This window comes from Peptostreptococcus sp. (genome assembly GCF_036639115.1).
GTDB lineage: Bacteria > Bacillota > Clostridia > Peptostreptococcales > Peptostreptococcaceae > Peptostreptococcus.
In genome coordinates, this window is sequence record NZ_JAVWJH010000002.1 from 271,912 (window position 1) to 295,792 (window position 23,881).

17 protein-coding genes are annotated in these 23,881 nt (G+C 29.5%); 13 read left to right on the forward strand and 4 right to left on the reverse strand.

Features of this window, described 5'->3' with window-relative positions; genetic code table 11:
- Window positions 1–22: 22 nt before the first annotated feature.
- The gene (gene scpB, locus RR561_RS03490) at window positions 23–550 is read left to right on the forward strand and encodes an SMC-Scp complex subunit ScpB (protein ID WP_334309587.1); all 528 of its coding nucleotides are present in this window, start codon (window positions 23–25) and stop codon (window positions 548–550) included.
- 195 nt (window positions 551–745) lie between these two features.
- The gene (locus tag RR561_RS03495; RefSeq protein WP_332506043.1) at window positions 746–1,186 is read left to right on the forward strand and encodes a MarR family winged helix-turn-helix transcriptional regulator; all 441 of its coding nucleotides are present in this window, start codon (window positions 746–748) and stop codon (window positions 1,184–1,186) included.
- An 82-nt stretch (window positions 1,187–1,268) separates the two neighbouring features.
- Here the strand turns inward: RR561_RS03495 and RR561_RS03500 are convergent, their stop codons facing one another.
- Together RR561_RS03500 and RR561_RS03505 are read right to left on the reverse strand one after the other, a co-directional pair.
- Window positions 1,269–2,012, reverse strand: a complete 744-nt coding sequence (locus RR561_RS03500; protein ID WP_332506044.1) for an NAD-dependent protein deacylase — start codon at window positions 2,010–2,012, stop codon at window positions 1,269–1,271.
- 174 nt (window positions 2,013–2,186) lie between these two features.
- Entirely contained in the window at window positions 2,187–2,666 is a 480-nt protein-coding gene (locus RR561_RS03505) for a QueT transporter family protein (protein ID WP_332506045.1), read from the reverse strand.
- A gap of 376 nt (window positions 2,667–3,042) precedes the next feature.
- On the opposite strand from RR561_RS03505, the gene RR561_RS03510 reads away from it, so the two are divergent.
- The 5 genes from RR561_RS03510 to purF all read left to right on the forward strand — a co-directional run bounded on the left by RR561_RS03510 (window position 3,043) and on the right by purF (window position 9,690).
- Window positions 3,043–4,536 (forward strand): SH3 domain-containing protein, encoded by a 1,494-nt coding sequence (locus RR561_RS03510; protein ID WP_334309580.1) that lies wholly within the window; start codon window positions 3,043–3,045, stop codon window positions 4,534–4,536.
- A 297-nt stretch (window positions 4,537–4,833) separates the two neighbouring features.
- Entirely contained in the window at window positions 4,834–5,364 is a 531-nt protein-coding gene (locus RR561_RS03515) for a MarR family winged helix-turn-helix transcriptional regulator (protein ID WP_332506047.1), read from the forward strand.
- Window positions 5,365–5,553: 189 nt separating this feature from the next.
- Window positions 5,554–7,200, forward strand: coding sequence for a glutamate--tRNA ligase (gene gltX / locus RR561_RS03520; RefSeq protein WP_332506048.1), 1,647 nt, complete (start codon window positions 5,554–5,556; stop codon window positions 7,198–7,200).
- 342 nt (window positions 7,201–7,542) lie between these two features.
- Entirely contained in the window at window positions 7,543–8,247 is a 705-nt protein-coding gene (gene purC / locus RR561_RS03525) for a phosphoribosylaminoimidazolesuccinocarboxamide synthase (protein ID WP_332506049.1), read from the forward strand.
- A gap of 9 nt (window positions 8,248–8,256) precedes the next feature.
- Window positions 8,257–9,690 (forward strand): amidophosphoribosyltransferase, encoded by a 1,434-nt coding sequence (gene purF / locus RR561_RS03530; protein WP_332506050.1) that lies wholly within the window; start codon window positions 8,257–8,259, stop codon window positions 9,688–9,690.
- Between the two features lie 73 nt (window positions 9,691–9,763).
- Here the strand turns inward: purF and RR561_RS03535 are convergent, their stop codons facing one another.
- Window positions 9,764–13,837, reverse strand: a complete 4,074-nt coding sequence (locus tag RR561_RS03535; protein ID WP_332506051.1) for a leucine-rich repeat protein — start codon at window positions 13,835–13,837, stop codon at window positions 9,764–9,766.
- A 329-nt stretch (window positions 13,838–14,166) separates the two neighbouring features.
- On the opposite strand from RR561_RS03535, the gene RR561_RS03540 reads away from it, so the two are divergent.
- The 5 genes from RR561_RS03540 to RR561_RS03560 all read left to right on the forward strand — a co-directional run bounded on the left by RR561_RS03540 (window position 14,167) and on the right by RR561_RS03560 (window position 20,855).
- Window positions 14,167–15,333, forward strand: a complete 1,167-nt coding sequence (locus RR561_RS03540; protein WP_332506052.1) for an NAD(P)/FAD-dependent oxidoreductase — start codon at window positions 14,167–14,169, stop codon at window positions 15,331–15,333.
- 229 nt (window positions 15,334–15,562) lie between these two features.
- A complete protein-coding gene (locus RR561_RS03545; protein WP_332506053.1) occupies window positions 15,563–17,818 on the forward strand; it encodes a type IA DNA topoisomerase in 2,256 nt (751 codons plus the stop codon).
- Window positions 17,819–17,862: 44 nt separating this feature from the next.
- Window positions 17,863–18,798, forward strand: a complete 936-nt coding sequence (locus RR561_RS03550; protein WP_332506054.1) for a tRNA 2-thiocytidine biosynthesis TtcA family protein — start codon at window positions 17,863–17,865, stop codon at window positions 18,796–18,798.
- 114 nt (window positions 18,799–18,912) lie between these two features.
- Window positions 18,913–19,434 (forward strand): 3'-5' exonuclease, encoded by a 522-nt coding sequence (locus tag RR561_RS03555; protein WP_332506055.1) that lies wholly within the window; start codon window positions 18,913–18,915, stop codon window positions 19,432–19,434.
- 89 nt (window positions 19,435–19,523) lie between these two features.
- On the forward strand, window positions 19,524–20,855 hold the full coding sequence (locus tag RR561_RS03560; RefSeq protein WP_332506056.1) for a biosynthetic peptidoglycan transglycosylase: 1,332 nt from the start codon (window positions 19,524–19,526) through the stop codon (window positions 20,853–20,855).
- A gap of 81 nt (window positions 20,856–20,936) precedes the next feature.
- Here RR561_RS03560 and RR561_RS03565 read toward each other — a convergent pair whose 3' ends face one another.
- A complete protein-coding gene (locus tag RR561_RS03565; RefSeq protein WP_332506057.1) occupies window positions 20,937–22,019 on the reverse strand; it encodes a PTS transporter subunit IIC in 1,083 nt (360 codons plus the stop codon).
- Between the two features lie 190 nt (window positions 22,020–22,209).
- On the opposite strand from RR561_RS03565, the gene RR561_RS03570 reads away from it, so the two are divergent.
- A complete protein-coding gene (locus RR561_RS03570; protein WP_332506058.1) occupies window positions 22,210–23,835 on the forward strand; it encodes a M3 family oligoendopeptidase in 1,626 nt (541 codons plus the stop codon).
- The last annotated feature ends 46 nt before the right edge of the window (window positions 23,836–23,881 follow it).

Genomic DNA, 23,881 nt, shown 5'->3' on the forward strand with positions numbered 1-23,881 from the left:
GTAATGAATGGAAAAAAAGGAAATTAAAAGAAGTGAAATAAAAAGCATAATTGAAGCAATTATGTTTTCATATGGAGAACCTGTGAGTATTAAAGATTTGAACCTAGCAATAAATGAAGAACTTGCTCCAAAAGAGATAGAAATTATGCTAGATATACTTATTGAAGAATACAAAGAAAATAATCGAGGTATTCATATAATTAAGTTGGGAGATAAATATCAGATGTGTTCTAACCCAGAATATGCTGATTTTATAAAAAAAATAATTGAACCAAGCAGAAAGAAAACCCTGAGTCAAGCTACATTAGAGACTTTGATAATAGTAGCATATAAGCAGCCTATAACAAAAACTGAGATAGAAAGTATCAGAGGAGTAAAGTGTGATCGAGTAATATCCACACTCTTGGATCAAAGCCTTATATATGAATCGGGTAGACTAAACAAGATTGGTAAACCAATACTGTTTAAAACTACAGATGAATTTTTGAAACTTTTAGATATTGAATCTTTAAATGAGTTGCCAAATAAAGATTTGGTTTCACAAAACTAAAATTATTTATAATACAATGAATTTATTGTATTGTATATATGAAAAAATTATGTAATTTTATTTAAAAATTTACTTTTTTTAAAAAAATATGATATAATATTATATAGTATACAAAATATTTACTATTAATTTATTTTTAAGTCAAAACAGAATAAATATAATAATCTGCTTTAATAAGAGAGTAGGAGGATAGTTATGGAAGATAAGGAATTAGCACTACTTTTGCTTGAAAACTTCAACATATTTGATAATATGATAAAAAATGTCACTGGCTCTGGCATGAAGAAAATACAAAAATTTACTACAAAACAATTTTTTACTTTAGAGCAAATGAAAAAGTACGACAAGATTGAGCTTAAGAATTTAAGCAAGGATTTATATGTATCTACATCAAGTCTTTGTATATTACTAAACAAAATGGTAGACAGCGACTATGTATTTAGAGAAGAAGATCCTAAAGACAGAAGAAATACCTTTTATGGTATGACTGAAAAGGGAAGAGAAGTATTGGCTGAAGAAGAAGATAGAATAGCTTCAGTTTTGGTTCAGAATATGAACGGTTTTGATGATAAGTTTAAAAAGAACTTAGAAAAAAGTTTAATGGTTCTTATAAAGGCAGCAGAAAAACTATATTAATATTGATTATATTTAGATGTTTTAATCTGAAAATCAGCATGTTTGTTTCAACAAACATGCTGATTTTTTTATTAAGAAATTTTTAGATATCATTTATAGTCTTATCTAAAACAGATCCTATAGAATCATTTATTATTAAGTTTGCATCTTTATCCATCATTGTGGAGCTTTTATTTATTAATACTAGATACTTACCACTGAAGTAGCTCAAAAATCCAGCTGCTGGATAGACTACTAGAGAAGTTCCTCCAACTATCAGCATATCAGCTTTTGAAATGGCGTTAATAGAATTTACAATTGTATCTTCATTTAAAGATTCACCGTATAACACAACATCAGGCTTTACCCTCGCTCCACATTCACTGCAGTGAGGAACAAGTCCAGGTAGCTTTAAAAACTCATCTAAATTATATTGTGCACTACATTGTTCACACGTATTTGAATTAACCGTGCCGTGAAGCTCGTATACAGTCTTGCTACCTGCCTTTTGATGTAAACCATCTATGTTTTGTGTTATGACAGCCTTGAGCTTTCCTTGGGCTTCTAATCTTGCAAGAGCTAAATGAGCTTTGTTGGGCTTTGCATTAGGATAAATCATATTTTCTTTATAAAATTTAAAAAAATCTTCTGGATAACGTTTATAAAAAGTATGTGATACCAACTCTTCAGGTGAAAAGTGTTGATTTAATTGCCTACTGAATAGCCCGTCAGAGCTACGAAAATCGGGTATATTTGATTCAGTAGACACACCAGCTCCACCAAAAAACACGATATTTTTTGATTCATCTATAAAGCTTTTTAGTTGTTCTATTTTTTTATCATTCATAATGTTACCTCCCTTTGTCTTAATTATATCACATAGAAGATTAATAATAAAATTGATAGAAATTATTAATTTCTTGTTGTAACTATAAATTACAGCATAATAAAAATCATCCACTACAATTCGCAGTCATTCAAAAACTGTAATAATTGTAATAGATGATTTAATTAAAATTTATTATGCAGTTGCGTCAATTTTTTTGAAAAAAGAAGTTTTTTGACTAATTCTTTTAAATATTACAACACCGATAATTGTGACTACAAGCTGACCTATCAATATACTAGTTCCAGTAATTAATAGAGGAGCATGTACAACAAAATATAATTCACTAGCTACAAAAATACCACATAGTATAGAATAAATTACTGCATTGCTATATGGATTTTTGACAAAATAGCTAATTGTATAGGAAATCATACATATACCTACTCCGACTAGTACGTCAACTATACCTAGTTGACTAAATAGGTTTGCAAGTAAAACTCCTATAGTGACTCCGGGAATGTACTTTCTATCAAAGAAAGGAAGTACAGCCATTATTTCGCTGAATCTAAACTGAACAGCCCCATAGCTAAGTGGGTTAATCAGGGTCAACACCACATAAATTGCACAAACAAGTGCATTTCCAACCAAATCTCTTACATTAAAATTTTTCATAAAAAAATCCTCCTAGTTTTATTTATTGACAGGATGGTTTCGAACTGTCATATATTTGCAATAAACTATAAAAATATGTTTATTGTCAAACTACATATAATATTATACATCAAAGTTGTAAAAAATAAAGAGTCATATTTAAATTGAAAAAAATTTCCAAAAAAACAAGAAAACATATTGACACTTGATAAAAAGAGTATTAATATGTAAAGAATTGCGTTGAAAAGATTATGATTATAGTAGAAATAAGAATATAATGCTGAAAAAATAAATTAGGATTTTAACTATATGTAACTTATTTGTAACTTTTGGCATTTATTATTTACAAAGTTGTAATTATTTGCTATAATGAATTTATTAATTTTTAGGAATAGGAGTGATATTTTTGAAAACAAAATTAGTTCTATCTACGTTAGCTATGCTTCCAATATTGGGTGTAGTTGCGTCTGCAGATAGTATGGGAATAGTAAATTATGAATTTGTTAATATAAGAGTAAATCCAAGTATAAATGATAGTGTAAAGTTTGTATTAAAAAAGGGCGACAAAGTTCAAATAGTATCAGAAAAAGATGGTTGGGTAAATATAAAATCCAATAATAAAGATGGTTGGGTTCAAAGTAGTGCAATATCTAAAACAAATGAAACAAACAATATAAAGAGTTCACCTAAGTCAAGCAATATGGTTGTAAATAATGATTCTTTAAACCTTAGAACAGCACCTAGCACAAATGGTAAGGTAATAGCTGTGTTAAAGAAAGGTGACAAAGTTAAGGTATTAGAAGAAACCGTTGGTTGGTCAAAGGTTGATTGCAATGGAAAGCAAGGATATGTATCGACTAAATTTTTAGTTCCTGATGGTAGTGTAAACAAGTCAAAATCAATGACAGTTACATCAAATAACCTTAATGCTAGAAAGACTACAAGTGTATCAAGCGAAAAGGTTTTTACTTTGAAAAAAGGGGATACAGTAGAATTTGTTTCTGAAAGCAATGGATGGTCTCAGGTCAAGTTTAATGGTAAGGCAGGGTATGTTTCATCATATTACCTAGAAGAAGGTATTGACGATGTAGATGATAATACAGGAAATAATGGAAACACTGAAAATCCTCCAGATGTAGAAGACAATAACAATCCAGATAAGACTTCACCAGATGGCACAGTAAATTATGTGAATATGGGAATGAGTTTGTCTAAATTTGTGGATCTTGAGATGTCAACTACTTTAAATGTTAACTCTGCAGGTGGTTGGAAGCCAGCTACAAAAGATGAATTGATGCATTATATGAATCCCAAAAACTTTACTGATGAGGCTGGGATGATGCAGTTTGCAGAATTAAACAGATACACTGATGATTTGACAGTAGATCAGTTAAACCAGTATTTAAATAAAGTATGTCCGTCTGGCAATGTATTTCATAATCAGGGAGCAGCATTTATAAATGCGGCAAAGAAGAATAATGTAAATGTATTATATCTTGTTGCTCACTCAATGTTAGAAACAGGACATGGAACATCAACTCTTGCAAAGGGAGTAATGTATAATGGAAAGAAAGTATATAACTTCTTTGGAATAGGCGCAGTAGATGGAAATGCAGTAAATGGTGGAGCAGCAACAGCATATAAGAATGGTTGGACAACAGTTGTAGCAGGTTTAGACGGTGCTGCAAACTGGATATCAACAAAATACATTCACAATGATCAGTATAGACAATATACTCTTTATTCAATGAAGTGGTCAAAAGATGTCATGTGGCATCAGTATGCAACTGATATAGCTTGGCCTAGCAAAATAGGAAAGAAAATGCATGATATATCAAAGTATTCTACAAATCTGCATGCCATAAATTATTTAGTTCCACAGTATCAATAATAATTTTATTGTGTAGTTCTAATAAGTTATTTAATATTTAAAACTAACCTATCTAGATAAAATTTAGAAGTACCCCAGCTGTAGATATTAAATAAACTAAGTAAATAATAGTATATAATAAATGATATTTAGAGAGTTGGTTGTTCTTACAGGTTGCCAACTCTTTTTTTATATAAGGGTTTAATTTAACCTTTATATTGTTGACAAGGATAGAGTAGACGTTTATAATTTAATGTACACTATTTTTAAAATGAATTATTGTTGTTTATAAAATAAATAATGAGAAGAGGTAATAAGATGAGTGATAATATCGAGCTTGAATCAAAAGCTATAGATACAGAAAGTACAGAAGAATTAATTGAAGAAGATCATACTTTTGAAGATTCTAAAAAAATAATAAATGAAATAATAGTAGAACTATTTAATAATATTATGATGATTGAAGAAAAAGCAGTTAGAATGAGAGGCATCTCAGACCTATCAATGAGCGAAATACATGCTATAGATGCAATAGGTATAGGAGAAGAGGGGAAGATGATGTCAGAAGTCGCAGAAGAGCTCCACATTACTATGGGAACACTAACAGCTACTATGACAAAACTAGAAAAAAAAGGATACGCAAAAAGAGAAAAAGACCCTACAGATAGGCGTGTTGTACTTGCATCTCTAACAAGAAAGGGAGAACTTGCCAATAAAATACATAAAAATTTCCATGATGAGATGATTGATAGGGTTATGATTGACTTAGATCTTCATGAAGATAAAATATTAATTAGATCTCTAAGAAATATTAATGAATTTTTCATAAAAGAATATTTAGCAGATTAATATATAATAAAAATGGACACTTATAAATTTATAAGTGTCCATTTTTATTATATATTTGTTGAATCAGACTTCTAAAATTCTTTATAAACTATATTTATTATGGTATAATGATAAAATGTAAATAATTATGTAATAATTAATATAAAATATATAAATATAGGAGGTATTAGGGAATTTCCCGAATAAATTATGAGCAAAGAATTAGCTGAATTATTATTCCCAAATATTGATAAAACAATAGAATATTATGAAGAATTATATCCTGAAAGAGAATTAGGAAAAAAGGCAAAGGTAACTAGACTAGGACCAAGTCCTACAGGATTTATACATCTTGGAAACCTTTATGGTGCACTTGTCGATGAAAGAATGGCACATTTAAGTGAAGGTCCAATGTTACTTAGAATAGAAGACACTGACCATAAAAGAAAGGTTGAAGGATCAGAAGAATTAATAATAAACTCTTTGAAATTCTTTGGAATAGAGTTTGATGAAGGTGTTACTCTAGATGGTGAGGATGGAATATATGGACCATATAGACAGAGTGATAGAAAAGAAATCTATCAAACAGCTGCCAAATATCTTACAGAAAAGGGATATACATATCCATCTTTTATAACTGAAGAAGAAATGGCTAGCTTAAGAGAAGAGCAAGAAAAAGAAGGCGTAAATACTGGTTATTATGGTAAGTGGGCAACAGATAGAGATCTTACGTTTGATCAGATAAAGGAAAAAATAGAAGCAGGAGAAGCTTGGACTTTAAGATTAAAGTCAGGTGGAGATCCTGAAGTAGCTATGAAATTTAAGGACGGTATACGTGGTGAAATAACAGTTAGACAAAATAATCTAGATGTTGTTTTACTTAAAAATAATGGTATTCCTACATATCATTTTGCTCATGTAGTAGATGATCATTTTATGAGAATAACAGATGTCGTAAGAGGAGAAGAGTGGCTTTCAACTTTACCAATACATCTAGAATTATTTTTTGTTATGGATTGGAGAAGACCAAACTATAACCATACAGCACACTTAATGAAGATAGAAGATGGTGGAAAGAAAAGAAAGCTTTCTAAGAGAAAGGATCCTGAACTTTCACTAGAATATTATATGAGAGATGGATATTTCCCAGAGGCTGTAACAGAGTATTTAATGACTCTTATGAACTCAAACTATGAAGAGTGGAGAATGAAAAATCCAGATAAGTCTTATAAAGAGTTCAACTTTAAAACAAAACATATGAGTTCTTCAGGGGCTTTATTTGATTTAAATAAACTAAATGATATCTCAAAAGATGTTCTTGTAAAGATGTCAGAAGAAGAGATCATGAACTTTATGATGGAATGGTCATCTAGATTCAATAAAGAAGCTCATACTCTACTTACAAAGTATCATGATGACATAGTAAAGCTTCTTTCAATCGGAAGAGGTGGCAAAAAGCCTAGAAAAGACTTGATGAATTGTACGCAGATAATGGACTTTATTGGATATTATTTTGATGAAGGATTTAAGCATGAAGATTCTCTTCCAGAAAGAGTATCTAAGGATGATGCAAAGAAGATAATTTCTCAGTATGTAGATATGTACAATCAAGAAGATACAAATGAAGAATGGTTTGAAAAGGTAAAAGAAATTACTGATAGTAATGGATTCACTTCTAATAATAAAGAGTTTAAGAAAAATCCAGAAGCTTACAAGGGAAATATAACAGACGTGTCAACTGCAATTAGACTAGCTGTAGTAGGCAGAACCCAATCACCAGATCTTTGGAGCATTCAACAGATAATGGGAGAAGATAGAGCAAAGACTAGAATTAATATGTTTTTAGAAACTCTATAAAAATTTTAGCGTCAATATCATTTGGTATTGGCGCTTTTTTAGCTAGATTTTTATCCTCTTAAAGATAAAAACATTAAAACGAACGAAAACAAAGAAAAACGTAAGTATTTTTCGTAAAAGTATCTATTAAAATACCGACAGCTCTCTAAAATACGAACATTAACTCGGATGATACAGCTATAAAATTCGTAATAAAGGCGTTTTTAAGCAAAAAAAAGAAAAATAAATAAATAAAATACGAATTTACCCTTGCAAAAAATCTCTAATACGAATAAAATAGAGATATGAAGTTAAAACATACGATTTTATCGTTTATAATATTTATAATAGGGAGCTGATGATATGAAGAAATTTGAACAATTATACGAAGGTAAGGCTAAAAAAGTTTTTAAGACAGATGTAGAGGATTATTTAATAGTTTCATACAAGGATGATGCCACTGCTTTTAATGGATTAAAAAAAGGGACTATCTCAGGTAAAGGCGAAATTAATAATTTAATGTCTAATCAATTATTCCAATATTTAGAAAAAAATGGAATATCCACTCATTTTGTAGAAACTATAGATGAGAGGGATACAGTAGTTAAGTCAGTTGAAATAGTACCACTTGAAGTAATTGTTAGAAATGTTGCAGCAGGAAGTTTTTCCAAGAGACTAGGAGTTGAAGAAGGCTTAGAGTTTGATCAACCTACAGTAGAGTTTTCATATAAAAATGATGATTTGGGAGATCCTCTAATCAATGATTCATTTGCAATAGCACTTAAGCTTGCTAGCCAAGATGAAATAGATAAGATAAAGGACATGGCCCTTAAGATAAATGATTTACTAAAAGCATATTTTATAGAAAGAAATATAAAGTTAATAGATTTTAAATTGGAGTTCGGAAGATTCCACGGAGACATAATATTAGCTGATGAAATATCACCAGATACATGTCGTCTTTGGGACAAAGATACTAACCAAAAATTGGATAAGGATAGATTCAGAAGAGATATGGGAAATGTAGAAGACGCATACTCAGAAGTAAGAAATCGTCTTGGATTCTAGGAGTAGATTATGAGAGAAGAAATTATGACAGGTCTAGGTGAAGAGTGTGGAGTATTTGGTGCATATGACTTTGATGGAGAAGATGTAGCATCTTATATTTATTATGGCTTATTTGCCCTACAACATAGAGGACAAGAAAGCGCTGGCATATCTGTAACCAATACCTCAGAAAATTGTAAAAATGTAATGTTTCATAAAGATCAAGGCTTAGTAGATGAAGTATTTACCAAAAAAACACTAAGATCTTTAAAAGGAAATCTAGGCGTAGGTCATGTGAGATACTCTACTGCAGGTGGTGGAGGTATAGAATGTGCCCAGCCATTTGTTATTCACTATATAAAGGGTATACTTTCTATGGCACATAATGGTAATCTGACAAATGGAGTAGAATTAAAGCAAGAACTTGCAACTACGGGAGCTATATTCCAAACAACTACAGATTCAGAAGTTATAGCCTATCTTATAGCAAGAGAAAGATTACATACATTGTGTATAGAAGATGCAGTAAAAAGTGCAACACAAAAGTTACAGGGAGCATTCTCTTTAGTGGTATCAAGTCCTGCTAAGTTAATTGGTGCAAGAGATAGATTTGGATTTAGACCACTATGTATAGGAAAGAAAGACAATACATATTTTTTAAGTTCAGAAACAGCGGCTCTAGATACAATTGGGGCTGAATTTGTGAGAGATGTAGAGCCAGGAGAAATAGTTACCATAACTGAAGGTGTTATAAAATCAGAAAAATTTGCTGAATCTACAAAAACAGCTAGATGTATATTTGAATATATATATTTTGCAAGAACAGATAGCTATATTGATGGTCAGAGTGTTTATTCATCTAGAGTAACTGCAGGTAAGCTTCTTGCGGATAAATTTCCAGTGGAGGCAGATTTGGTAGTTGGTGTTCCAGAATCAGGTCTAGCAGCAGCAGTAGGTTATTCACAGGCATCAAAAATACCTTATGGAATGGCTTTTTATAAAAATAGCTACGTTGGTAGAACCTTTATTAAACCAAGTCAGAATGAAAGAACATCTGGCGTACAGGTTAAACTAAATGTTATAAGAGAAGTAGTGAAGGGAAAAAGAATAGTAATGGTGGACGACTCTGTTGTTAGAGGGACTACTATTAGAAATATAGTTAAAATGTTAAAGGATGCTGGTGCACTAGAGGTTCACGTTAGAGTGAGCTCACCACCATTTAGGCACCCTTGCTACTATGGAACAGATGTACCTAGTAGGGACAACCTTGTGGCAGTTAATCATACCGTTGAAGAGATAAGAGATAGCATTAATGCAGATTCATTGGGTTATCTACCAATTGAAGACTTAGATCAATTATGTCCAGGCCTAGAATTTTGTGATGCTTGCTTTACAGGAAATTTTGTTGGAGGAGTTGCATCTGAAGAAGAAGAGAATGGATGTTGCCTTACAAAATTAGTTTAAGATAAATTTAAATATTTAAAAGCGGTCATATTAATATGACCGCTTTTGTATATAACTTATTATTTGCTCTAAATTATTTAGCAGTTATACTGAAAATTATTTTATTAGGTATTGATATTTCTCCACCAATAACATTTATTGATTCCATATTATTTTCTTTATACCAGTTGTTGACTTCAAAGTTGTTACTTTCTTCAACCAGTACAAGTGGTGTATTTGTTTTTGAAATAATAGATCCACTAACTAGAGCATCAACTCCAGTTTTTCCATTTGCTATATGAATAGATTTTGCATTTGGATACGCCTTTTTTGCTATTAGAGTTGAAGTTTCATATCTATTATTACCAGCAATTCTATCAATTTTATAATTTCTTAATGAACTTTCTACATTTTTATTAATTGATTTATCACCACCTATAATATGAATATTTTTAATCTTATAATCTTTTAAAAATGCCTTTGTTTCACTTGGAAGCATATTAGGCCTTGTTAGAAGTACGGGTTTGTTTAACTTAGTTGATAAATTGGCAACTGAAAGTCCATCAGATATATTTGTTCCATCAATCAAAAATACGTCATCGCATATTTTTTCTTCACCAAGGAGTTGTTTTGCTAATTCTGTAGATGTTTCATATCTATTATTACCAGCAATTCTATCAATTTTCACATTAATATTCTCAAGGTCTTTTTTTATTGAATTGCTTAAAGTATTTTCTCCACCTACTATAGTTACATTACTTGCACCCAGCCTTTCAATTTCTTTTATTACACTTTTATCAATATTATTTCTATTAGAAAGAAGTATTGGTGCATTTAACTTATTTGCAATCATAGATGATGTAAGTGCATCTGTAAACGCTGTAGAAGATACAATTACAGCATGATCACTTTTATTAAAGTATTTCTTTGAAATATTTGCAGATGTAGCGATTCTATTTTCACCAAATATTCTAGTGTATTTTTCATGCTTTGAAATATTTGAAGAAGATCCAGAAGAGGTATCTTTTCTTAATTCAATAGTATGGTACTTACTAGAATTAAAGATTTCCATATGTTTTGGGTTGTTAGTGTACAATTTTACAACTGCCTCTTTTTTATCATCATTAAGATTGTCATTAAATGCTTTATCATCTAAAAATTTTAGGCTGTTTGGTAAAGTTACTTCTTTTAAAAGACAACCCTTAAAAGCATTTGCTTTTATAGATTCTACTCCTTCTCCTAATATAATTTCTTTTGTATGTCTAAATTTTTTGTTTTCCTCAAATCCAAATTCAGCAATATTCTTTACATTTCCAGGAATTCTAATTTTTTCACATCTTTGGGCTGAAAAGGCTTTTCTTTCTATGTCAGTAACAGTAGAAGGAATATTTATTTCAGTAAGTGGTGCGCCAACAAATGCTGATTGTCCTATAACTTTTACCCCTTCTGGAATTTCAATATTTGTTAATTGAATATTTCTAGAAAATATTCCATCTGGAACTTTATCCATAGATTTAGAAAGCTTTGCTTTTTTAGTGGGGTTTAATGAAAAAACACCAGTTCCCATTGAATTTACTGAATCGGGTATCAGGATTTCCTGCAACTGATTTCCGTTAAAAGCTAATGTCCCAATATGATTTAAATCTTTAGGGAAATTAATATTTCTTAAAGAATTATATTTAAAGGCTAAATCACCAATGCTAGTAACTGTTTCAGGTATTATAACACTAGTGAGACCTTCTGGAGACTCTATAGTATCAGTTGATAGTATTATTCCATCAGTAACTTCAAAGGCTTTATTTCCTATTGCGGTCACTTTCTCACCTGAAGGAGTAGTATTTGGAATGATTAATTCTTTGTTCACTTTGAATTTATTTTTTCCACTTTCAGAGTATCCCGTTATTGTACTTCCTTCATAGGAAAAGTCACTTGTAGTCCATTTCATATGTTCTGCTATTTCTAAATTTTTACATAGATCAGTTAATTTTTCTAATGATTTATCTATATCATCTTGCGTTACATTAGCTTTGTCAACAATAGTTTTTGAATTATTTATCTGATCTATCAGGTTAGACCAGCTTTCCTTTGTATACAATTCTTCTTTTAATTTTTCTAATTCTAATATTTTACTTATTAATATTTTTTTATTTATATCGATTGATTCCAAATTATTCATTGACTCTGATAACTTAGATAATTCATCATTGATATCTTCTTGCTGAGCATCTTCATTCTTAAATGTTATTTTTGCTTGTTTTAATATTTCTATAAAGTTGTTCCAAGAAACTTTCTTATAATCATCAGACTGTAAGGAATTAGCAAGTTCTATTTTTTCATATAAATCTTTTCTAACTACATTTTTACCTTTCAAGATGAATTTTTGATATTTACTTCCATATATATATGTGTCATTAGTTAAATGGCTAGGATTTCTAGTATATAAATGTACAACTCCATAATTTTTATCCTGAGTGTTATCTTCAGTATTTACTATTTTTTCCATACCAGGGTTATTTGCAAATACGTATTCTTTAATCTTAAAGATACTATAGGGTAAATGTACGCTTTTTAAATTATTGTTTTTAAAACTGAAATTATCAATCTGTATAAGTTTAACGTCATCAGAGAACTCAAGATTATCAATTTTATTGTTACAGAAGGATTCATTTCCTATTTTTACTACACTAGAGGGAATGTATAACTCTTTAATATTGTTATTTTTAAAAGCATAAGAATCAATTGATTTAACTCCATTTGGAATATCGATATCAGTAATATTATTATTGGCAAAAGAGTTGATATCTATTATAAAATTATTATACCCATCATTTATTTTTGGCAATTCTAAATTATTTATACCTAGACCATCAAAAGAATTTTGACCTATTCCTCTTATCTTTTTAGTTACTTTTTTACCGTTTTCCAAGACTTCAATACTATTAGGAAGTACGAGATTTTTATTTGTTTTAATTTTTGTTTTTCCACTATCTGAAAGTCCAGTTATAGCAAAGTACTCTCCGCCTTGAAGAATAGTAGAAGGGCAGTTGCCATATATGAAATCATTTTGATTCCATTTTTCCGATTCTACGTTAGAAGAATCTTTTACTATTTTCACGTCAAGATTTACATCAATTTTTTTTAAAAGATCATTATTTATATCATTATCCATAAGATCATTTTTATTTATGAGAGAGTTATTTATAGGTGTAAAAAATCCTTTTATATTTGTTGTAGAGATAGTCGAAGTGTCTAAGTCATCAATATTCCATTCTAATTCAGATTCGTAAACCTTATCTGCATTAGATGTATTTTTGTTTACAGATCTAAAACCAGACTTCAAAGCAATCTTTGATAACTCATTTTTTACATCATTTTTACTAGTGTTTTGTTTGATTTCAAGGCTACCCAAATCAATTAACATATCAGCACCCTTTTGGAAAGAATTTGGAAGTACTGTTATGTTTCTATATTTAGGTAATTTTAGAGTTATATAGTTGTTTGGAATAGAATTTTCAACAAAAAATAATGAAGAACCTTCTTCAGCTACTTTTAAATCTATTTTATTATCAATCTTTTGAAAAGCATTTGTTTCAAAGGTAGATAAATTCTTTCCAAGATAAATTTCTCCCGAAAGGCTTGTACACTGAGAAAATGCAAGTTTATTTATTACTTTTAAAGAGTCAGGTAACTGAACTGTTTGTAGATTTTTATTGGCAAAAAAGGCAATATTATCGATTACTTCTATGCCTTCTGGTATGATTAAATTCTCTATTCCACATTTTGAAAAAGAAGCTTCTCCAATTATTTTTATAGTTGAACTAAAATCAACCTCTTTTAGGGTTGTATTTCCCATGAAGGCTTGCTTTTCTATTGACTCAAGTCCTTCACTAAATGATATTTTTTCTAGATTTTTACTAGCAAAAGCTTTTGGACCTATTTTTTTCACACTGATACCATTAATTTTTTCTGGAATTACAATTTCTTTAGAGTTTCCATTATAATTTGTAATAGTATTATTTTTCTCATCAAACTCATACTCATTATTTATGACTGGGTTTGACTGCAATATTTCTTTAGAGAGATCGTTTTCTTGCGCGAAAGACATGCTGGGCATCGCTGATACAGAGAGTAGCAGCGAAAGTGTTATTGCTGAAATTTTTTTAAACATTATTATCCTCCTATGAATAATTATTAGATATATTCTGTAAAGCCTATAAATAAGTTGAGATATTTGACTGTGTCAAGTTTTTTAAAATAATAATCATTTTATTTATCTATAGTTTACTATATTAAATTATATATAATATTATTCTTTTAAACTAGTAAATATTGCCTATAAACTAGTAATATCGAAAAGTTTAATTTCAATATTACTACAAATAGATTAAATCTATTTCAAAGATCTCCTTTATTTATAAAAAATATAAAAAAAATCAACAAAAATCCTAAAATAAAGGTATAATATGTATTGATAAAAATATTTTTTAGGAGAGTGCTATGAAAAGGATAATTTTAGCCGGTGGTGGACATGGACATATTAATATCTTAAAAGAGTTAATAAATAACCCTACAGTAGATTATGAAATACACTTAATCACCGACTTCAATAAACAATATTATTCAGGTATGTTACCTGGATTTGTCGAAGGTATATATAAGGAAGAAGAGATTTCTTTTGATGTAAAAAATCTTTGTGAAAAAGCGGGCGTAAATTATATAAATGAGAAGATAATAAAAATTGATTCAGATGAAAAATCAGTCAGTACTATTTTGATGGATGATTATATTGAAATCAAAGAAAAGCCGAGCAGTTATAAAGAAAAATGGTATTTGGAAAATAAATCAAAAATAAATACATATGAATTTGATTTTATATCGATGAATTTGGGTTCCTATTCTAAAAAATATTTTCCAATAGACTCAAGAAATTCTAGATATGTAAAACCAATATGTGAAATAGTAGACTTTAAAAATTTATTGGATACTAAAGAACATTTTATTGATAAATTGACATTTAAAGAAATGATTATTATAGGGAGTGGAGCATCGGCTATTGAGCTTGCCATTTCGATAAACATTAAGTATCCAAATATAAATGTAAAGATAATATCTTCTAGTAAAGAACTTGCTTGTAGGTTTAATAAGGGTTCTAAAGGTAAGCTGAGAGAAATTTTAAAGGCAGAAGACATATCTTTCCAATTAAATGAGGACTTGATAGATGTAGATAGAAAAAATAAAAGAATTAAAACAGATAAAGGATCTTATAGCTATGATTATCTCATAATATCTAGTGGTATAGAAGCATGTGATATTGAGTATAAAGGATATGAAACAACAGAAGATAACTATATATTAGTTGATGATAAATTATGTGCAAATAATTTTTCTGTATGCATGGGAGATATGATTTGTTTAAAGTCAAATCCTAATATTCCCAAGGTAGGTGTTTTTGCTCTTAGGCAAGCTCCTATTCTTTTTAAGAATTTAATAAACATGCTAAATAATAAAGAGCCTCAGTACAAATATACCCCACAGAAAAAGTATCTACAAATTTTAAATTGTGGATCTCAAAAAGCAATTATTAATTATGGAAATCTATCTATCTATGGGCGTTTGGCTTGGATGCTAAAAGATCATATAGATAAAAAATATATGAATGTATAGTTATGTAATAAAAACACAAGGTAAATAAATAGCAAAGGTTTATAACTGATGAAGTGTATAAACCTTTTTGCAATAAAATAATTGTATTAATTCATCAATATATCGATACAATTGAGCCTCATAATTTATCTGTTTGATATTTTTCATAAAATTGACTATACCATTATAAATAGGTTATAATTAAGGTTAGTTTAATTTTAGACTACGGATAGTAAAGAGAGGTAAGATAATGATTTTAATATTAGCAGAAAAACCTTCTGTAGCTAAGACAATAGCATCTTTTTTAAGTGCAAAAACAAGAAAAGATGGATATTTTGAAGGAAATGGTTACATTGTCACTTATGCTGTAGGACATTTGATATCACTTTGTGATATGAAAGAATATGATAAAGAAAAATATTCTGGTTCTTGGAAAATGGAGAATTATCCATTTATTCCTACAGAAAAATTTAAATTTAAAGTAGACAAAACAAAAAATAAGCAATTCAAAACAATAAAAAGTTTGATAGCAAGAGATGATATCGAATACATAATAAATGCAACTGATAATGATAGAGAAGGAGAGCTAATCTCCTTTTTAATCTTTATGAAGGCTAAAAATAAAAAGCCAGTTAAGCGTATACTTGTCAACGAATGGACTCCAGAAGACATTACAAGAGGAATGAATTCATTAAAAGAAAATGAGGATATGAGAAATATGCAGGCAGCTGGATATACAAGGCTTTTAACTGACTGGTTGATTGGTATTAATTTTACTTGCATAGCAACACTTAAGTACGGAAACGGCAAAATGTTGAATATTGGAAGGGTAATACTTCCAACAGTAAAGCTGATATATGATAGAGAAATGGAAATTAAAAACTTTATTCCTAAAATATATTATGAAATTGAGGGAAGTTTTAAAGCAAAAGATGGTGAGTATATAGGTAAGTATCAAAAAAAGAAAGAAAGTAAATTTGATACTTTAGAAGATGCAAAGGCAATTGTGGAGAGTATTCAAAAGGATACAGCTTTGATAAAGAGCAAAAAGGTAACTAACTCTAAGGAGTACTCTCCAAAATTATTTTCTTTGACATCTTTGCAAGGTTATATAACATCTAAATACTCCTCTTTTACATCAGATAAGGTCTTGAACGTTTGTCAAAGCCTATATGAGGGAAAAGGTAAGGGAGGCTTTATAACATACCCTAGAACTGATTCAATGTATCTCGAAGAAAGTCTTGCAAGTAAGGTTGAAAAGAGTTTAAATATTATAAAGGATGGTCATAGGTGTGAAGAGTCAATTAAGTTTTCCAAGAGTAAAAGAGTTTTTGATTCAGCAAAAGTAGAAAGCCATAGTGCTATCATACCTACCTATATAATTCCGTCTGGATTAAGTGGAGATGAAAAAATAGTTTATGAAGCTATTAGAGATAGATTCCTAACAAATTTTATGCCTCCAGCAGAATACGAAAATACTGAAATAATAACAGATGTAGAGGGGCATGAATTTATATCTAAGGGGAAAGTACTTATTAAAAAAGGATTTTTGGAACTATATCAGAGGGAAAATAAGGCCAATTTGCTTCCTTTAGTAGAAAAAAATGAAGAAGTTGATATTTTAGACATCTTGCCAATAGAAAAAACTACGACACCACCAAAGTCATATACGGAAGATACCTTATTAAAAGCTATGAAAAACTGTGGAAAAAATGTATCAGAGGATGATACAACAGTCTTGTCAGGTTATTCTATAGGAACTTCAGCGACTAGAGCAGATGTATTAAAGAAGATACGTCAAGTAGGTTATGTCAAAAAAAATGGTAAAAGTTATGCTATTACAGAGTTAGGTAGTAATTTAGTTGAAATATTTCCAGTTAAAAATTTATTTGATGTTGATTTTACTGGTAAACTTGAAAAGAATCTTCTGGATATACAAAAGGGTGAGTATAATAGAAAAGAATATCTAAATATGATTTGTAAATTTGTATATGAAAATGTGAACCAAATAAAAATGGGACCTAACGCCGACATAAACACTGACAAAATGGTTTATAATCCAAAAACTAAAAAGTTCGTAAAAGAAAGTAGCTTTACTTTAGCTAAAAAAAATACCAAGGGGTATAATAAAAATATAAAAGATTCAAATAAGTCTGAGGCTAAAGAAAAAACTAATACAAAAAAGAAAAACAATAAAAATATAGATGAAAACACAGGGCTAGAGATTATAGCTGAGTGTCCTGAGTGTGGAAAAAATATTTTAGAATCAAAAAAGGCATTTGCATGTGAAAATTATAAAAATTGTGGATTTACAGTATGGAAAAATGATCCATTACTTTCTTCATTCAGCAAGAAACCAAATAAAACCTTTATTAGAGGACTTGCAAATAAAAAAACGGCCTCTTTAAAATCTTTATTAGATGCGAATGGCAATAAATTTGATTCAAAATTTACATATATAATAGATGAAAACAATAAATTAAAACTACGTATTTTGACCGAATAATTTTATTATGATATAATTGTTCTGAAAAATTATTAGGAGGAAAAATGGCAGAAAATAAATTAGCTGGAACAGGTTGTCAAGCACCTATTCCAGATGAAGATAAAAAAACTTTAAAAGAAATTGAAAAAAGTATTACAAAAAGATATAGAAAGAAAATTTGGTCAAAGTTTATAAAGGCCATTAAAACATACAATCTTGTACAAGAAGGCGATAAGGTTGCGGTAGCAATTTCAGGTGGAAAAGATAGTATTTTGATGGCGAAGATGTTTCAAGAATTAAAAAGACATTCTCCTGTGAATTTTGATGTAGTGTATATAGCGATGGATCCTGGCTATCATACGAGCATACGTCAACTTTTAGAAGAAAATTGTGAATATCTTGAAATTCCTATAGTTACTTTCGAGTCACAGATTTTTGAAGTAGCAGATCGAATTGCCAGTGATTATCCTTGCTATATGTGTGCTAAGATGAGAAGAGGAGCTTTGTACAATAAAGCCCAAGAGTTAGGATGCAACAAGCTAGCTCTAGGACATCACTATGATGATGTAATAGAAACTACAATGTTAAATATACTTTGCTCTGGAAACTTTAAAACAATGCTTCCAAGATTAAAATCAACAAATTTTGATGGATTAGAGCTAATAAGACCACTATATTACATAAGAGAAGAGGATATAATAAAGTGGATTAAATATACTGGTATATGGCCACTTAATTGTGCATGTATGGTAGCTGCTAAAAAAACTGGAAATAAAAGATTTGAGATAAAAGATTTAATAAAAAATCTATCCAAAGATTTTGTAAATGTAGAAAAATCTATATTTAGAGCAGCTGAAAATGTAAATGTCGATTCAATTTTAGGATGGCAAATGAACGATGAAAAACATAGTTTTATGGAAAGATTTGACGATGACATCCCTTTTGAAGAAGCTGTTCGAATAAAAAATGAATCTAGAAAAGAAAAAAGCAATAGAGAATAAATAATATAGAAAATAAATAATATAGAAAATAAATAATATACAATAATGTGGATACAAACCTTAGAGTTTTAGAGGTTTGAATTTAAAGATCTTTTAGATATGGAGGTGTATTTTATGATGAGTCTATATAAAAAGGAATACATAGTTGTCGATCTTGAAACTACAGGACTTAGCCCAAACAATGGCGATGAAATAATAGAAATTGGAGTTACGGAGATAAAAGACGATAAAATAAAATTAAACTATTCAAGATTAATAAAACCAAGAGGATTTATATCCTCTACAATAACTAATATAACAAGTATAACAAATGAAATGGTATCAGATGCTGCTTCAATTGAAGACGTATTGCCTAAATTTAGAGAATACATAGGTGAAAGAACCTTAATAGCGCACAATGCTAAATTTGATGTTAAATTCTTGAATCATTATTTAGACAAAATGGATTTAGAACCAATAACGGACTATATATGTACTATGGAAATGTTAAAGAAAAATAAAAATTATAATGGAAAAAATAAAAAACTTGCAACTGCTTGTGATTATTATGGAATCATAAATGAACAAGCACATAGAGCAGATTCTGATACTTTGGCTACTGCAAAGCTATTTTTGGCTATAAGAGATGAAATATAAAAATATAATATACTAGATTGATTTGTTGAGATAGGATATAATGTTTTTAAGATGATAATTTATATACAAAATAATTTATTGGAGGTAGTATGTCAGATAATAAAGATAAAAATAAAATAAGACGAAGAGCTATTTCCTCGGGTGATTCTAAAGTTCCTTCAGATAATTTGGAATCTGAAAAAAGAAGAAGTAAATCCAATGAAAATTTGAAAAAAAATAAATATCCAAATAGATATGATATTGATGGGGATTCAAATTATAGAGAGTTTGATGATTTTGATAGAAATAATGACATTAAGATGTATAATCCAAGAAGATCAACTCAAGAATCACGAAAAAAGATAATAAGAGAATCTTCTTACAAAAATAGTGATGATGATTTAAAAATGTACAATCCCAAAAGAGCAAGAACATCTCAATCTAGCTCTAAAGAGAAAGTAGAAGAATCAAGTGTTAATAAAAAAAGTAAAATAAGAATAAAAAAACAGGTCAGCAGTGGTTCTGAATCTGGATCTAGGGAAGCTGTGCAGTATAAATCAAAAAAACCTAAAAAATTTGATAAGGATAGCATTCAAAAAGCTAAGAAAAAAAGCGATAATATTATACAGTTTAAATCAAATCATGATGGTAGAAGACAACACTATTCTCATGATGAAGAATATGAAGAATATGATGATTATGATGAATCAAATGCTAGCGAAAGATCTTCTTTATTTAGAAGAATAGTAAAAAAGCTTTTGATTGTGCTTTTAGTAATATTTTTGATTGGAGGTTCTGCTAGCTTTTTATATGTTAGAAGTGTAGTAAGTGACATGCCAGTTTTAACTAAAAAAATGGTTCATGAAAGCTATATAAATAAGGACCCTGTTCCTCTTTCGAAAATTCCTAAAACCCTCCGAAATGCTGTTATTTCAATAGAAGATCAGAGGTTTTATAAGCATGGTGGAGTTGATAATAGATCTTTAATTAGGTCATTTGTAAATAATTTGACGAGTGATTCTACTCAAGGTGGAAGTACAATAGACATGCAGTTATCTAAGAATCTTTTGACCAATAATGAAAGAACAATGAAAAGAAAGATTCAGGATATGTATAATGCAAAAATGTTAAATAAAATTATGACTAAGGATGAGATATTAGAGGCATATCTAAATAATATATATTTGGGTAAATCTGCATATGGAGTTCAGGCAGGATCTCAACTATATTTTGGAAAAGATGTTTCAAATCTTACATTTGGACAGAGCACTATGTTAGCTGGTATAACAAATAATCCTGGAGTATATCAGGATTATGAACAGGCAAAGAAAAGACAGGCGGTAGTTCTTTACAAAATGTATGAACTAGGGTACATAAAAGAACATGTATATAAAGCTCAGTTATATAGAGATACGCCATTTAAATCAGAAATTGATAGATAAAAAAAAGTCTACTAAAATTTTAGTAGACTTTTTTTATGTGGAAAAAATTGATTGAATTATGTAAAATATTACTATTAAAGATTATAACTCTAGCTTATAATCACTATCCTTAATTAGTCCCTTTTTCTTCATTAATCTAGCTACGAATAAAGAAATAATGGCAGGAAGTAAAAAATGAAGTAAAATAATTTCAACAATTAAAACTGTATGATTTGTATTAGTAGACATAGTCTGCCAAGTCATCAACTGTCCTACCAGCCCTGAAGTTCCCATTCCACCCCCAGCGGCATTATTTTCCATTTTACATATAACAGTTGCAACTGGACCTAAGATTGCACTAGCAACTATAGGAGGGATCCATATGGTTGGCTTTCTCATAATATTTGGTACCTGTAACATGGAGGTACCTATCCCTTGGGCGAACAAACCGTTCCATCCATTTTCCTTAAAACTTATAACTGCAAATCCGATCATTTGAGCACTACAACCTACAGTAGCTGCACCAGAAGCTATACCTCCCAGCCCAAGAATTATTGAAAGAGCGGCTGAACTGATGGGTAGAGTAAGAACCATACCCATTACTACAGATACTATAATTCCCATTAGAAATGGTTGTAGTTCTGTTGATACCTGAATAAAATTACCCAATGCCTGCATACCTTTAAATAGGTATGGTCCTATAAAGTATGATACCAAAGCTCCCACTATAATTGTTACAAAAGGTGTAACAAGTATATCGATTTTTGTTTTACCAGATACCAATCTACCTATCTCTGCAGCAATTACTACTGCTATAAAAGCTCCTAAAGGATCTCCTGGTCCAGACACTATTAATTGACCTGTGTCAGAAACAATCTTTCCACTAGCAAAAGCTGAACCAAATGCACCGATAAATCCAGTCACTCCAGATGCCAAAATAACTAATCTTGGAGAATCTAGAGCATGAGCCACTCCTATTCCTATCACTGGTCCAGTAAGTGAAGTTGCTACGCTTGCAGATGCTATTAAAAATATAGATATTGGTCCTGATAAACTCATTCCTATTTGTTTAATAATAAGTCCTATAATAAGTGTACAGAATAGCCCTAGAGCCATACCATTTAATCCTACTATAAAATATCTATGGAAAAATTTCCAGGCTAAATTATTGCGTTTTTCAGACATAATTGCCTCCTAGTTTATATTTGAATATACCTGTGTCATGACATATATATTATATCTTAATTTTATTATATATTCAATAAAATTAAGATAAAGTATTAATATTTACTATAAAATATAATAAAAATTTGATAAAAATCATGATTTGATATATAATTTATTTGAATTTAATTAAATATATGTGGAGGAAAAAATGAATTTTAATGATATAGAGTATGAGAGAGTCAATTATGAATATATAAGAAAACAATATATGAAAATATTACATAAAATAGAAAACAGTACTGATTTTTCAAGGGTAAAAAGCCTCATTAGAAAGTTAAATGTTTATAGAAAAACAGTGCTTACGATGAACACAGTAGCAAGTATCAGATTTTCTATAAATACAAATGATGAATTTTATAAAGCTGAAAAAAAATATTGGGATGAGTATTCACCCTTATTTTCTGATTTAGATATTGATTTTTATAGAGTACTTTTAAATAGCAATTTTGAAGAAGAACTTAAAAATGAATTTGGTGAACAGTTTTATAGATACATAAAAACGCTTTTAGATTCATTTTCAAAAGAAATTATAGTGGATCTTCAAGAAGAAAACCTGTTGATGTCCGAATACACTTCACTTTTAGCATCTGCTAAAATAGATTTCGACAATAGAGTATGCAACCTTTCAGACATGTCTATATATACAAGTTCTAATGATGAAAATATAAGAAAAAATGCAATTAAAGCACATACAAAGTTTTTTGAAGACAATGAAGAAAAATTTGATGAATTATTTGATAAACTTGTAAAAAATAGGGATAAAATGGCCAAAAAAATGGGATTTGATAATTTTATTGAACTTGGCTATCTTTTAATGAATAGAACCGATTATAATGCAAAGATGGTTAGTAATTTAAGGGAAAATGTAATAAAAAAATACGTTCCCCTTGCAAATGAACTTTACAGACAACAAGCGGATAGAATAAATGTAAATAAAATGACTTATTATGATGAACAATTGGAGTTTTTGGATGGAAATGCAAAGGTAGTTGGAGATGGAAATTATATAATGGAGCAAGGAAGAAAAATGTATTCTGAGATGTCAAAAGAGACTGATGAATTTATTAATTTTCTTTTAAAAAACAATTTATTTGATGTAGAAGCCAGACAGGCAAAAGCAATGGGGGGCTATTGTAGCATAGTATATGATTATAATGAACCGTTTATATTTGGAAACTTCAATGGTACGGTGGATGATGTAGATGTACTTACACACGAGGCTGGTCATGCCTTTCAAGTATATATGTCGCGTGGAGAAGAAATGCCTGAATTAGTCTTTCCAACCTTAGATAGTTGCGAAATTTTTTCGATGAGTATGGAATTTTTTACATACCCTTGGATGGATTTATTTTTTGCTGAAGATACAGAAAAATATAAGAAATACCACTATGATTCAGCTATCAAATTTCTACCTTATGGAGCTTTGGTTGATCATTTCCAACATGAAATATATGCTCACCCAGAGTATAGTCCATCTAGAAGAAAAGAAATATGGAGAAATTTAGAAAAAATATATCTACCTCATAGAGAGTATTCTGATTTAGAATTTCTTGAAAGAGGTGGATTCTGGTTTAGGCAAGGACATATTTTTAAGAATCCCTTTTATTATATAGATTATGTTTTGGCTCAGATATGTGCACTTCAATTTCATGATTTGATGAAGGTTGATAGAGAAGATGCATGGAATAGATATTTAGAGATAAGTAAGCTCGGTGGAAGATATTCTTTTCTTGAGTTGGTAGATATTGCCAAATTGGAAAATCCATTTGAGTAATTTTTATAAATTATATTTATAAACTATATTATGATTGCGATTATAG